The following is a 12,540-nucleotide window of genomic DNA, read 5'->3' as shown; positions in this document are numbered from 1 at the left end:
CCCGATTCCTACGCCAAGATCGTTACTTTTCCCCAAACGCCGGCGCGCGGACGCCACGGTTGCGTCGCCGCTTCAGCTCGGCCTTCAGCGCCACCGGATCGGGCGCGACGAGGAAGCCGAAGCTCACCGTTCCACCCTTGGTTTCGACCACATGGTGGAGCCGGTGCGCCTGGACGATCCGCTTCATATAGGCCGATTTCGGCAGATAGCGCGTGGGGATGCGCCGGTGGACGATCACGTCGTGGAAACCGAAATAGATCGCCCCATAGGCCGCGATCCCCGCACCGATCCACGCGAAACCCGGCCACCAACCGAGCTGCACGCCGCCGAGCAGCAGCACGAACGACGGCACCGCGAAGATCGCCGCATACAGGTCGTTCAGCTCCCAATTCCCCGAACGCGGCCGGTGGTGGCTCTCGTGCAGGAACCAGCCCGGACCATGCATGATCCAGCGGTGCGCGGCATAGGCGAACGCCTCCATGCCGAGCACGGTCGCGAGGAAAAGCAGGATACCGATCGGCCAGGACATAGCCGCGATATAGGTCTGGGCGCTTGCAAAGGCGAGCCGCGACGTGCTTTAGGCGCGTGCATTCCCGATCCTCGAAAAAGGCGCGCGGCCCCCATGAACATCCACGAATACCAGGCCAAGGAATTGCTGGCCAAGTTCGGCGTCCCCGTTCCCGCGGGCTTTGCGGCGCTTTCCGTAGAGGAAGCCGTCGAGGCGTCGAAGAAGCTGCCCGGGCCGCTCTATGTCGTGAAGGCACAGATCCATGCGGGCGGCCGCGGCAAGGGGAAGTTCAAGGAACTCGGCCCCGATGCCAAGGGCGGCGTGCGCCTCGCCAAGACCGAGGACGAAGTCCGCGCGGCCGCCACCGACATGCTCGGCAACACGCTGGTGACGATCCAGACGGGCGACGCGGGCAAGCAGGTCAACCGCCTGTACGTGACCGACGGCGTCGACATCGCCAAGGAATTCTACCTCGCGCTCCTCGTCAACCGCGCGACCGGTCGCGTGTCGATGGTCGCCTCGACCGAAGGCGGCATGGACATCGAGACGGTGGCGCACGACACGCCCGAGAAGATCCACAGCATCGACATCGACACCGCCACCGGCTTCATGCCGCATCACGGCCGCGCCGTGGCCGCCGCGCTCGAGCTGAAGGGCGATCTGGCCAAGCAGGCCGCCCATGTCGCGTCGAAGCTCTATGCCACCTTCCTCGGCACCGATGCCGAGCAGATCGAGATCAACCCGCTCGCCGTGACCGAGGACGGCAAGCTGATGGTGCTCGATGCCAAGGTCGGGTTCGACGGGAACGCGATGTTCCGCCACAAGGACCTGATGGAGTTGCGCGACGAGACCGAGGAGGATCCCGCCGAGCTGGAAGCCTCCAAATACGACCTCGCCTATATCAAGCTGGACGGCGATATCGGCTGCATGGTCAACGGCGCGGGCCTCGCCATGGCGACGATGGACATCATCAAGCTGAACGGCATGTTCCCGGCCAACTTCCTCGACGTGGGCGGCGGCGCCAACAAGGAGAAGGTGACTGCGGCGTTCAAGATCATCCTCGGCGATCCGAACGTGAAGGGCATCCTCGTCAACATCTTCGGCGGCATCATGCGCTGCGACATCATCGCCGACGGCATCGTCGCGGCGGCCAAGGAAGTGAATCTGAGCGTTCCCCTTGTCGTGCGGCTCGAGGGCACCAATGTCGAAAAGGGCAAGGAGATCCTCGCGAACTCCGGCCTCGCCATCGTTCCGGCAAACGACCTGGGCGATGCCGCCAAGAAGATCGTCGCCGAGGTGCAGAAGGCGGCTTGAACCAACATGTGTCCCCGTCGAGGCGGGGACCCAGACTGGGCACCTGCCTTGGCGGGTGAACATCCTCCCCGGGAGCAGTTTGGGTTACAGGAGCGGATGGAATGAAGGTACTGGTCCCCGTCAAGCGCGTGCTTGACTATAACGTAAAGCCTCGCGTGAAGGCGGACGGGACGGGGATCGACCTCGCCAACGTCAAGATGAGCATGAACCCCTTCGACGAGATCGCCGTCGAAGAGGCGATCCGCCTCAAGGAAAAGGGCGTCACCGAGATCGTCGTCGTCTCGATCGGCGAGCCCAAGAGCCAGGAAACGCTGCGCACCGCGCTTGCGATGGGCGCCGACCGCGCGATCCTCGTCACCAGCGAGACCAAGGTCGAGCCGCTGGGCGTCGCCAAGATCCTCGCCAAGATCGTGGAGGAGGAAAAGCCCGACCTCGTGATCCTCGGCAAGCAGGCGATCGACGACGACAACAACCAGACCGGCCAGATGCTCGCGGGGCTGCTCGGCTGGGGCCAGGGCACGTTCGCGTCCAAGGTGGAGATCGCCGACGGCTCGGTGAACGTCACGCGCGAAGTGGATGGCGGTGCCGAGACGGACACGCTGAAGCTGCCTGCGATCATCACCACCGATCTGCGCCTCAACGAGCCGCGCTATGCCAGCCTGCCCAACATCATGAAGGCCAAGTCCAAGCCGCTGGCGCAGAAGACGCCGGCCGATTTCGGCGTCGATGTCACCCCGCGTCTTACCACGCTGAAGGTGGTCGAGCCCGCCAAGCGCACCGCGGGGATCAAGATCGCCGACGTGGACGCGCTCGTTGACAAGCTCAAGTCCATGGGAGTTGCGAAGTGAAGACTCTGGTTTGGGTCGAACATGACGGCACCGCCGTCAAGGACGCCACGCTGTCGGCGGTGACCGCTGCATCGAAGCTGGGCGAGGTTCATCTGCTCGTCGCCGGGCAGGGCGTCGACGCTGTCGCCGCGGAGGCCGCGAAGATCGCCGGTGTGGGCAAGGTGCATGTCGCCGACGACGCGGCCTTTGCGCATGCGCTGGCCGAAAATGTCGCACCGCTGGTCGCCGAACTGATGGGGCATCACGACGCGTTCGTCGCGCCGTCCACCACCAACGGCAAGAACATCGCGCCACGCGTCGCCGCGTTGCTCGACGTCATGCAGATCAGCGACATCCTGTCGGTGGAGAGCGAAGACACGTTCACGCGGCCGATCTATGCCGGCAACGCGATCGCGACCGTGCAGTCGTCGGACGCGAAAAAGGTCATCACCGTGCGCGGCACCGCGTTCGACAAGGCCGCGACCGAAGGCGGATCGGGCGAGATCGCGGCGGTCGCGTCGACCGGCGATGCCGGCCTGTCGACCTTCGCGGGCGCGGAGATCGCGAAGAACGAGCGTCCCGAGCTGACCTCGGCCAAGATCATCGTCTCGGGCGGACGCGCACTCGGATCGGGCGACAAGTTCCACGAGCTGATCGATCCGCTCGCCGACAAGCTGGGTGCGGGCGTCGGCGCCAGCCGCGCCGCAGTCGATGCGGGCTATGCGCCGAACGACTATCAGGTGGGACAGACCGGCAAGATCGTCGCCCCCGAAGTCTATGTCGCGGTCGGCATCTCGGGTGCGATCCAGCATTTGGCCGGCATGAAGGACAGCAAGACGATCATCGCGATCAACAAGGACGAGGACGCACCGATCTTCCAGGTGGCGGACATCGGCCTGGTGGGCGACCTGTTCAAGATCGTGCCGGAACTGACCGAGAAGCTTTGAAGAAAAGGCGACGTGGGAGGGCTTCCCACGTCGCCTGTTGAGATGGCGGCCGCCGCTTGCCCGATCGCGGCCAGAGCGGCGTCGGTTCAGCCAGCGCTCGCGACCGGCGGTACGCTGCGCAACCGGATCGCGATGCCCAGCGCCGCAAGACCCAACACGCCGCAGAACCCCGCGACGCCCGGCCAGCCCGCGCGGCTCCAGGCGATGCCGCCCAGCGATCCGAGCACGCTCGATCCGGCATAATAGAAGAACAGATACAGCGCCGCCGCCTGGCCTCGCGCACCCGTCGCGCGGCGGCCTACCCAGGCGCTGGCGATCGAATGACCACCGAAGAAGCCGACCGTCACCACCGCGATCCCGATCACCACCCATGCGAGCGGCGCGGCGGTGGTGAGGGCGACGCCCGCGATCGTCACCGCCACCGGCACCCAGAACACCCGCCGCCGCCCTACCCGCCCGGCGAGCGCCCCGAACCAGGCCGAGCTGATCGAGCCAAGGATATAGAGCAGGAACACCGCGCCCACCGCCGCCTGCCCGAGGCTATAAGGCGGTGCGAGCAACCGAAAGCCTGCATAATTGTAGATGGTGACGAAGACGCCCATCAGCAGGAACGCCTCGGCATAGAGCCATGGCAGCGCGCCATCGCGAAACAGCCGTGCGGCGCTGCGGGCGAGATCGCCGGGGCGCCCCGCGACCGCAGCGAAGTGGCGCGAGGGCGGCGCGAGGCGGCGGAACCCCTCCGCCATGGCGAGCCCGCTTATCCCGACGCTGCCGAGCGCCCAACGCCAGTCGGCAGCGTCCGCGACGAGGCTGGCGACGAGCCGGCCGCCCATTCCGCCCAGTGCCGACCCCGCGATGTACAGGCCCATCGCTGCCCCGACCGAGCCGGCATCCACCTCCTCGGCGACATAGGCCATCGCCACCGCGGGGACTCCGGCCAGCGCGACGCCGGTCAGCAGGCGTGCGACGAGCAAGGCGCTCCAACCGGGTGCCAGTGCCGCGGCAAGCGTCAGCGCCCCGGCGGCGAACATCGCCCCCACCATCATCGGCCGGCGCCCGATCCGGTCGGAGAGCACGCCGGCGAACAGGATGCCGATCGCGAGGGGGCCGGTGGCGAGCGATACCGCCAGGCTCGCCCCTTCCGCACTCAGGCGATAATCCTGCGCGAAGAGCGGCAGGAGCGGCTGCACCGCATAGAGCAGCGAAAAGGTCGAAAAGCCGGCAAAGAGCATCGCGAGCGTCAGCCGGCGATAGCCCGCGCTGCCCCGCGCATGCGCCCCGCTCGCGACCGGCGCGTCAGACGCCGCCAAGAAAGCTTGCCACGTTGGCGCCGAGCGAGTCCACCGCATAGCCGCCCTCCATCATCACGACGGTCGGCCAGCCACAGCCGGCGATCTCGCGCGCGAGCACCGCGTAATCGGGGGTGCGCAGCGCGAAATGGCTGATCGGATCGCCCTCCCACGTATCGGCGCCGAAGCTGACCACCAGCAGCCCCGGCGCGAACGCCGCGATCGCGGTCAGCGCCTCGCCCTGCGCCCGCCGGAACGCGTCGAGCGACGTGCCGTGCGGCAGCGGCCGGTTGAGCGTCGCGCCCGCGCCTTCGCCCGCGCCGGTCTCGTCCAGATGCCCCCAGTAAAAGGGGAAGTCGGTGGCCGGATCGGCATGGATGCTGGCATAGAAGACGTCGCCGCGTTCCCAGAAGATGTCCTGCGTGCCGTTGCCGTGGTGATAATCGATGTCGAGGATCGCGACGCGCTGAACGCCGGCATCGCGCGCCGCCTGCGCGGCGATCGCCGCGGTATTGAGGTGGCAATAGCCGCCGCAATAATCCGCACCCGCATGGTGGCCGGGCGGACGACACAGGGCGAAGGCCGCGCGATCGCCCGCGAGCACCGCCTGGGTCGCGGCGAGTGCGGACTGCGCGCTGGCATAGCTTGCTTTCCAGCTCTCCGCGGTGATCGGCGTCGTGGCGTCCATGGCGTAACGCCCCATCGCCGCATCGATCCGGTCGAGCGGCACATCGCGCCGGCGCACGACAGGAAAGGCATAGGGGATCGCATCGCCCGAGCGACCGGCCGCCTGCCAGCGCCTGGCCGCGGTTTTGAGGAAATCGATATAGCCCGCATCGTGCACGGCCCTGATAGCCGCCTCGCCCGCATCGCCCGGCAGTTCGGTGGGCCCGATCGCGGCGAGGATCGCATCCACCCGCGCCGGCGTCTCGGCATAGGGCACGAACGCGCCGTTGTGCAGCTCCAGCGCCGGCGCGTGCCGTCGCTGATCGGGGGAAAAGAACAGGCGCATCCGCGTCAAACGCCGCGAACGCCCGCGCGGTTGCTCAACGCGCGAGCGCCTCCGCGATCAGCGCGCGCGAATTGGCGATGCCGTAGAGCGCGATGAAACTGCCCATGCGCGGTCCCTGGCTCGATCCGAGCAAGGTTTCGTAGAGCGCGCGAAACCAATCGCGCAGCTCGGCGAAACCGCCCGTCTTGCCGATCTCGTACACGCTGTTCTGGATCTCCTCCGCGCTCGCGCCCTCGGGCATCGCGGCGAGTTCGGCATCGAGCCGCCGGAGGGCGGCGACCTCGACGCCCTCGGGCGCGCGGCGCTGCAACGTCGGCGCGACGAAATCGCGCGCATAGGCCAGCGCATGGTCGATCAGCCGGTCGAGTTCGGGATAGGCCGCGGGCGAGGCATCGGGCACGTAATTGGCTAGATAGCCCCACACCTGCTCGCGGTTCGCATCGCCCATCACGCCGACCAGATTGAGCAACAGGCCGAACGTCACCGGCAGCGCGCCCGTCGGCACGGCGCCGTCATGAATATGGTGCACCGGGTTGCCGAGCTTCTGCTTGACGTCCTGGACTGCGTAATTGCCGCGGAACTGCCAATATTCGTCCACCGCGCGGGGGATTACGCCCATATGAAGCGACTTGGCCTTTTTCGGCTCGCGATAGGCGAAGAAAGCGAGACTCTCTTCGGGGCCATAGGTCAGCCACTGGTCGAGGCTCAGCCCGTTGCCCTTCGATTTCGAGATCTTCTCGCCATTCTCGTCGAGGAACATCTCGTAGTTGAAGCCTTCGGGCGGGCGGCCGCCGAGCACGCGCGCGATCTTGGAGGATTGGGTGACCGAATCGATCAGATCCTTGCCCGCCATCTCGTAATCGACGCCGAGCGCCACCCAGCGCATTGCCCAGTCGACCTTCCACTGAAGCTTCGCCCGGCCGCCGAGGACGGACTGCTCGATCCATTCCCCGCCATCCTGAAAGCCGATGATCCCGGCCTCCGCATCGACGACGGTGACGGGCACCTGAAGCACGATCCCGCTGCTGGGGCTGATCGGCAGCACCGGCGAATAGGTCTCGCGCCGCTCGGCACGCAGCGTCGGCAGCATCACGTCCTGAATGCCCTGGAAGTGGCGCAGCACGCCCTTGAGCGCCGCGTCGAACCGGCCCGCGGCATAATAGTCGGTCGCGGAGACGAACTCATAGTCGAAGCCGAACCGATCGAGAAACGCGCGCAGCATCGCATTGTTGTGCGCCGCGAAGCTGTCATGCGTGCCGAACGGATCGGGGATGCGCGTCAGCGGCTTGCCAAGATGTTCGGCGAGCATCGCGCCGTTCGGCACATTGTCGGGCACCTTGCGCAGCCCGTCCATATCGTCGCTGAACGCGATCAGCCGGGTCGGCTGGTCGGACAGCGCATGGAAGGCGTTGCGCACCATCGTCGTACGCAGCACCTCGTTGAAGGTGCCGATATGCGGCAGGCCCGAGGGGCCATAGCCCGTCTCGAACAGGATGGGCGCGGGCTGCCCGTCCTTGGCGGGCTTGCCGTCCGGCCAGCGCTTCAGCAGCTTGCGCGCCTCTTCGTAAGGCCAGGCCTTGGATTCGAGAGCGGCGGAGCGGAGGGCGTCGGTCATCCGAAGCTGCTAGTGCATGGGCGTCGCCCTGCACAACCCCGCGGCGTCATCGGGCAAGAGGGCGGATCGCCGGATCGCAGGGTTGCCATTCTGTTCCGGCGGCGTATCTGAAGGCGATGGCGTTGCCCTATCCCGCTCTCCACGCGAGCCATGCCGGCATCTGGATCGCCGACGACGGGGTGACGCGGCCGGTGGGGCGGGGCGAGGCGATCCGGATCGTGGCGGACACGCCGGTGATCCTGCTGAACGCGCCGCTGGTCGGGCAGCGGCTCGGCTATGCGGAGCTGTCGGGGCTCGACCTGCTCGAACTCTACGCCTTTCTGCGTCCCGCGCGCTTCATGGTGCCGACCGCCAAGGGCGTCGCCGCGGCCACCGGGCTGGCGATGCCCGCGCGCGACGAAGACGTCGCCGCGTTCCTTTGCGAGGCGGCCGAGGCGATGCTCGCGGTGCCGGCCGGCGATTGGCCCGAGCGTGAGGGCGCATGGACCGCGGCGCAGTCGCTGCTGCGGATGCGCTGGCCCTGGGGGCCGCTGGTGAACGAGCGGCTCGCGCGACCGGCCGAGAACGAACGCTGGCTGTTCGCCCGGCTTCCCGAATGGGAGGAGGCCGCCCCCCGCCCCGCCCCGCGCACCGTCATGATCGAGCCCGGCGCCGCGGAGGCGCGGCTCGATGCGCTGACCGGCGATGGCGCCGAGGAACGGCCGGGCCAGCGCGCCTATGCCGGGGCGGCGGCGGCCGCCTTCGCACCGCGGGCCATGCGCGACTCGCCCAATCTGGTGCTCGCCGAAGCGGGAACCGGGATCGGCAAGACGCTCGGCTATCTGGCACCCGCCAGCCTCTGGTCGGAGCGCGCCGGCGGGGCGGTGTGGATCTCGACCTATACCAAGGCGCTGCAACGCCAATTGGGCCAAGAGACCGCGCGGCTCTATCCCGACGAAACCGTGCGCAAGGCCAAGGTCGTGACGCGCAAGGGCCGCGAAAACTATCTCTGCCTGCTGAACCTGGAGGATGCGCTGCAGGGCGGCTTTCAGGGCCGCGCGGCGATCCTGGCGCACCTCGTCGCGCGCTGGGCGGCCTATAGCGCGGACGGCGACATGGTGGGCGGCGACCTGCCCGGCTGGCTGCCGACATTGTTTCGCCGCAACGGCCCGGCGGCGTTGACCGACCGGCGCGGCGAATGCGTCTATGCGGGCTGCCCGCATTACCGGAAATGCTTCATCGAACGCGCCGCGCGCGCGAGTGCCGAGGCCGATATCGTGATCGCCAACCACGCGCTGGTGATGGTCAACGCCGCGCGGGGCCGCGAACTGGCCACCCGCCCCACGCGCTATGTGTTCGACGAGGGGCATCACCTGTTCGATGCCGCCGATTCGATGTTCGCCACCGCGCTGACCGGGGGCGAGACGATCGAGCTGCGCCGCTGGATCACCGGACCCGAGGCGGGCGGGCGCGGACGCCGGCGCGGGCTCGCCGCGCGGCTGTCCGACGTGGCGAGCTATGACGAACAGGGCGGCCGGGCGATCGCCGACGCGGTCGATGCCGCACGCGCGCTCGCCTCGGACGGATGGCTCCAGCGGCTGAACGAGGGCCAGCCCTTCGGCGCGATCGAGACGCTGCTCGCGGCGGTGCGCGGCCTCGCCTATGCGCGCGCCGAACAGTCCGGCCCCGACGGGCAGGGCGCGGGCTATGGCCTGGAGACCGAACTCGCCGAGCCATCGGCCGAACTGATCGAGGCCGCCGCCCCCGCCGCCGCCGCGCTCGATGCGCTGGTGCGGCCGCTGGTCACGCTCGGGCGGCGGCTGGAGGCGGTGCTGGCCGAGGCGCCCGACTGGATGGACGCGGCGGCGCGCGCGCGGATCGAAGGCGCGATCGCCTCGACCGGCTGGCGCGCCGAAACGGTCGCGGGATGGCTCGCGCTGCTCGCGCGCGTCGGCGGCCCGGCCGACCCCGATTTCGTCGACTGGCTCGCCGTCGATCGGATCGAGGGGCGCGAATATGACATCGGCCTTCACCGCCACTGGCTCGATCCCACGCGCCCCTTCGCCGAGATCGTGCTGAAGCCGGCGCATGGCGCGCTCGTCACCTCGGCGACGCTGACCGGCGGCGGCGATTGGGAAACGGCGGAGGCACGGGTCGGCGCGCCGCACCTGCTGCGCGGCCCCGCGCGGTTCGAAGCGGCGAGCCCCTTCGACTATATCAACCAGTCCGAGGTGCTGGTCGTGACGGATGTGAAGCGCGGCGACGTCGCGGCGCTCGCCAACGCCTATTCGCGGCTGATCGTGGCGAGCGGCGGCGGGACGCTCGGGCTGTTCACCGCGATCCGCCGGCTGCGCGCGGTGCACGCGCGGCTGGCCGACCGGCTTGCGCAGGAGGGGCTGCCGCTCCACGCGCAGCATGTCGATCCGATCGACACGGGCACGCTGGTCGACATCTTCCGCGACGATCCGCACGCCTCGCTGCTCGGCACCGACGCCTTGCGCGACGGCGTCGACGTGCCGGGCGAATCGCTGCGTCTCGTCGTGATGGAGGGGGTGCCCTGGCCCAAGCCCACCGTGCTCCACGCCGCGCGACGGCTCGCGGGGGGCGGCGCGGCCTATGACGACCGCATCGTGCGGGCGCGGCTCGCCCAGGCGTTCGGCCGGCTGATCCGCCGCGCCGACGATCGCGGCGCGTTCGTGATGCTGTCGGCGGCAATGCCCTCGCGATTGCTCACTGCCTTCCCCCCCGGCGTGACGATCGCGCGCGTGACGCTCGACGAGGCGGTGGCGCGTGTCGCATCGCGGCTTTCCTCGCGCGCCGCGCTGGGGCATGGGCGGCGTGAACCGGTGGGAGGGGCTTCTTGAAGACGCTGACGCTGCTGCGACATGCCAAATCGGGATGGGACGATGCCGTGGCGCGCGATTTCGATCGGCCGCTGAACGCCAAGGGCAAGCGCGCGGCGGCGCTGGTCGGGCGCCATATGCGCGGCGCGAACCTCGAATTCGATCACGTCGTCGCCTCGCCCGCGCTGCGCGTCACCGAGACGCTGGACGAGGTGGCGCGGGGTTACGGCCTCATGCCGGCACCGTCATGGGACCGCCGGGTCTATCTCGCCTCGGCGACGACCTTGCTCGACATCGTGCACGAACTGCCCGCCGACGCCGCGCGCGTGCTGCTCGTCGGGCATAATCCGGGCCTTGAGGATCTCGTGCTGACGTTGGTGCCCGATGCCCCCGAACCGCTGCGCGACTCGGTCGAGGAAAAATACCCGACCGCGACGCTCGCCGAGATGACGCTCGACGTGGACGACTGGGCGCGCGTCGCGGCGCGCGGCGCCCGCCTCACCCGCTTCGTGCGGCCCCGCGACCTCGATCCGACGCTGGGGCCCGACGCGCACTAGCGCCCTTCGAGCCGCGCCTTCAGCCCCGCGAACGGGCCCATCTCCACCTCGTCCTCGCTGACGACCCCCGCCGCCCGGAGCGCGGCGGCGGCATTGGGCCCGCGCGGGAACGGGTCGAGCGCCAGCGCCATCGTCTCCGCGGCGGCTTCGCCCAGATCGACCGCGCCGCCTTCGATCGGGATCGTATCGAGCGCCGTCTCGTCCAGCTCCACCTCTTCGGCGTCGCCCAGCGATTCGACGAAGCGCAAGTCGACCGCCTCGTCCACGCCGACCGTCAGCGGCTCGTCGGTGACCGAACAAGCCTGCACCACGGATGCGGTCACCTGCCCCCGGGCGAGGATCCCCGCCGCCTCGCGCCGCACGCGATAGGTCGCCTCGAGCCGCTCGACCGCGACCAGGCCGAACCGGCGCGCGAGGGCGGCCCGTTCCTCAGGGCGCGCCTCGATCGCGACGACGCGCTCGCCCTCGCCGATCGTGTCGACACGCTCGGGGCGGCTGAATTCGGGCGTCACGGCAGGTCTCCGGTCATGAGCAGGGCCACGGGCATCGGCGCCAGCGCGACGGACCAGGCGGTCAGCGAATCGGCGACATGCGCCAGCGCGGCGGCGTCGGGCGCCTCACCGCGGTACAGGTTGCGCACCAAGGCGGGGCCGAGATCGCCCGCGGCGAGGCCGTCGCGGTATGCTCCGAGCCGGCCGCCCAGCATCGCCATCATCCGGCCGATATGCTTGCCGACCACCACGTCGCCGATGCCGAGTTCGCGCAACTGCCCGTCCATGTCGTCAACGAAGCGCTCGGCGAGCCGCGCACCGGGTTCGGCCCCGTCGGGCGTCGCCTCCAGCCGGATCAACAGGATCGCGAGCACGGCCGCGATCATGTCGAACCGGCCGTCCACCGTATCGGGCACCTGCCCTTCCACATACCAGTGCGGCGCGCGGGCGCGCAGCACCACGGCATTGTAGGCGAGAAGCGCCTCGTCGCCGCGTTCGCCCAGCAATCGTCCCAACCAGCCCAACCGCCGCTCCCGTCCGAAACCCTGTCACGCCACGCGCGGCTTGTGCACCCGGCGCTCCTCGCATATCGAGGCGATCGGCGGCCGATGCAATCGCCGCCCGTGTGTCGCGTAGCCCGTCCGGGAGATTTCGAGTGAAGCTTCGTTCCGCCCGCACCGGGCTGGTGACCATCGCGCTGATGGCGGGAATCGGCGCGTCCGGCTGCACCCAGTTGCGCTCGCACCAGGGCTATGTCGTCGATACCGATCTCGTCAATTCGGTCCAGCCGGGCGTCGACAACCGGCAATCGGTGTTGGCGACGCTCGGCAAGCCGACCTTCGCGGCGCAGTTCGATGCCGGCGACTGGTATTATATCGCGCGCGACAGCCGCAACTACGGCTTCACCAACCCGCATGCGCGCGACCAGATCGCGATCCAGCTGACGTTCGATCCGGCCGGCAACGTGCAGACGATCCGCCGCAGCGGACTGGAACAGGTCGCCTCCGTGCATCCCTACGGCAAGACGACGCCGACGCTCGGCAAGAAGCGCGGCTTCTTCGAGGACCTGTTCGGCAATATCGGCACGGTCGGCGCGGCGGGCGGCACCGGCAATCCCGGTGGCGGCGCCGGCGGCGGTCGCGACACGCCCTGACGGGT

General features: G+C 69.1%; 12 protein-coding genes. 6 read left to right on the top strand and 6 right to left on the bottom strand.

Features of this window, described 5'->3' with window-relative positions:
* Window positions 1-22: 22 nt before the first annotated feature.
* Complete coding sequence (locus L8H00_RS11000; RefSeq protein ID WP_242097354.1) at window positions 23-529, bottom strand: sterol desaturase family protein; 507 nt, start codon at window positions 527-529, stop codon at window positions 23-25.
* Window positions 530-622: 93 nt separating this feature from the next.
* On the opposite strand from L8H00_RS11000, the gene sucC reads away from it, so the two are divergent.
* The 3 genes from sucC (at window position 623) to L8H00_RS10985 (ending at window position 3,596) form a co-directional block, all read left to right on the top strand.
* Entirely contained in the window at window positions 623-1,822 is a 1,200-nt protein-coding gene (gene sucC, locus L8H00_RS10995; RefSeq protein WP_242097353.1) for an ADP-forming succinate--CoA ligase subunit beta, read from the top strand.
* A gap of 101 nt (window positions 1,823-1,923) precedes the next feature.
* Window positions 1,924-2,670, top strand: a complete 747-nt coding sequence (locus tag L8H00_RS10990) for an electron transfer flavoprotein subunit beta/FixA family protein (RefSeq protein WP_242097352.1) — start codon at window positions 1,924-1,926, stop codon at window positions 2,668-2,670.
* A complete protein-coding gene (locus tag L8H00_RS10985) occupies window positions 2,667-3,596 on the top strand; it encodes an electron transfer flavoprotein subunit alpha/FixB family protein (RefSeq protein WP_242097351.1) in 930 nt (309 codons plus the stop codon). Before L8H00_RS10990 ends, L8H00_RS10985 begins: the two co-directional genes overlap by 4 nt.
* Before the next feature lie 86 nt (window positions 3,597-3,682).
* Here L8H00_RS10985 and L8H00_RS10980 read toward each other — a convergent pair whose 3' ends face one another.
* Genes L8H00_RS10980 through L8H00_RS10970 form a run of 3 tightly spaced genes read right to left on the bottom strand, consistent with a single transcriptional unit; the run spans window position 3,683 to window position 7,512 of the window.
* A complete protein-coding gene (locus L8H00_RS10980) occupies window positions 3,683-4,906 on the bottom strand; it encodes an MFS transporter (RefSeq protein ID WP_242097350.1) in 1,224 nt (407 codons plus the stop codon).
* Window positions 4,893-5,897, bottom strand: a complete 1,005-nt coding sequence (locus L8H00_RS10975) for a histone deacetylase family protein (RefSeq protein WP_242097349.1) — start codon at window positions 5,895-5,897, stop codon at window positions 4,893-4,895. Before L8H00_RS10975 ends, L8H00_RS10980 begins: the two co-directional genes overlap by 14 nt.
* Before the next feature lie 34 nt (window positions 5,898-5,931).
* The gene (locus L8H00_RS10970; RefSeq protein ID WP_242097348.1) at window positions 5,932-7,512 is read right to left on the bottom strand and encodes a lysine--tRNA ligase; all 1,581 of its coding nucleotides are present in this window, start codon (window positions 7,510-7,512) and stop codon (window positions 5,932-5,934) included.
* Between the two features lie 116 nt (window positions 7,513-7,628).
* Between L8H00_RS10970 and L8H00_RS10965 the strand changes: the two genes are divergently transcribed.
* Entirely contained in the window at window positions 7,629-10,355 is a 2,727-nt protein-coding gene (locus L8H00_RS10965) for an ATP-dependent DNA helicase (RefSeq protein ID WP_242097347.1), read from the top strand.
* The gene (locus L8H00_RS10960) at window positions 10,352-10,891 is read left to right on the top strand and encodes a histidine phosphatase family protein (RefSeq protein WP_242097346.1); all 540 of its coding nucleotides are present in this window, start codon (window positions 10,352-10,354) and stop codon (window positions 10,889-10,891) included. Before L8H00_RS10965 ends, L8H00_RS10960 begins: the two co-directional genes overlap by 4 nt.
* Here the strand turns inward: L8H00_RS10960 and L8H00_RS10955 are convergent.
* Together L8H00_RS10955 and L8H00_RS10950 are read right to left on the bottom strand one after the other, a co-directional pair.
* A complete protein-coding gene (locus L8H00_RS10955) occupies window positions 10,888-11,403 on the bottom strand; it encodes a DUF177 domain-containing protein (protein WP_242097345.1) in 516 nt (171 codons plus the stop codon). The genes L8H00_RS10960 and L8H00_RS10955 overlap by 4 nt on opposite strands.
* The gene (locus L8H00_RS10950; protein WP_242097344.1) at window positions 11,400-11,906 is read right to left on the bottom strand and encodes a ubiquinol-cytochrome C chaperone family protein; all 507 of its coding nucleotides are present in this window, start codon (window positions 11,904-11,906) and stop codon (window positions 11,400-11,402) included. The genes L8H00_RS10955 and L8H00_RS10950 overlap by 4 nt, the downstream gene beginning before the upstream one ends.
* 131 nt (window positions 11,907-12,037) lie before the next feature.
* On the opposite strand from L8H00_RS10950, the gene bamE reads away from it, so the two are divergent.
* Complete coding sequence (bamE, locus tag L8H00_RS10945) at window positions 12,038-12,535, top strand: outer membrane protein assembly factor BamE (RefSeq protein ID WP_242097343.1); 498 nt, start codon at window positions 12,038-12,040, stop codon at window positions 12,533-12,535.
* Window positions 12,536-12,540: the final 5 nt, after the last annotated feature.

The organism is Sphingomonas sp. CROZ-RG-20F-R02-07, from assembly GCF_022662335.1.
Lineage (GTDB): Bacteria > Pseudomonadota > Alphaproteobacteria > Sphingomonadales > Sphingomonadaceae > Sphingomonas.
This window is presented reverse-complemented; position numbering and strand designations above follow the sequence as displayed.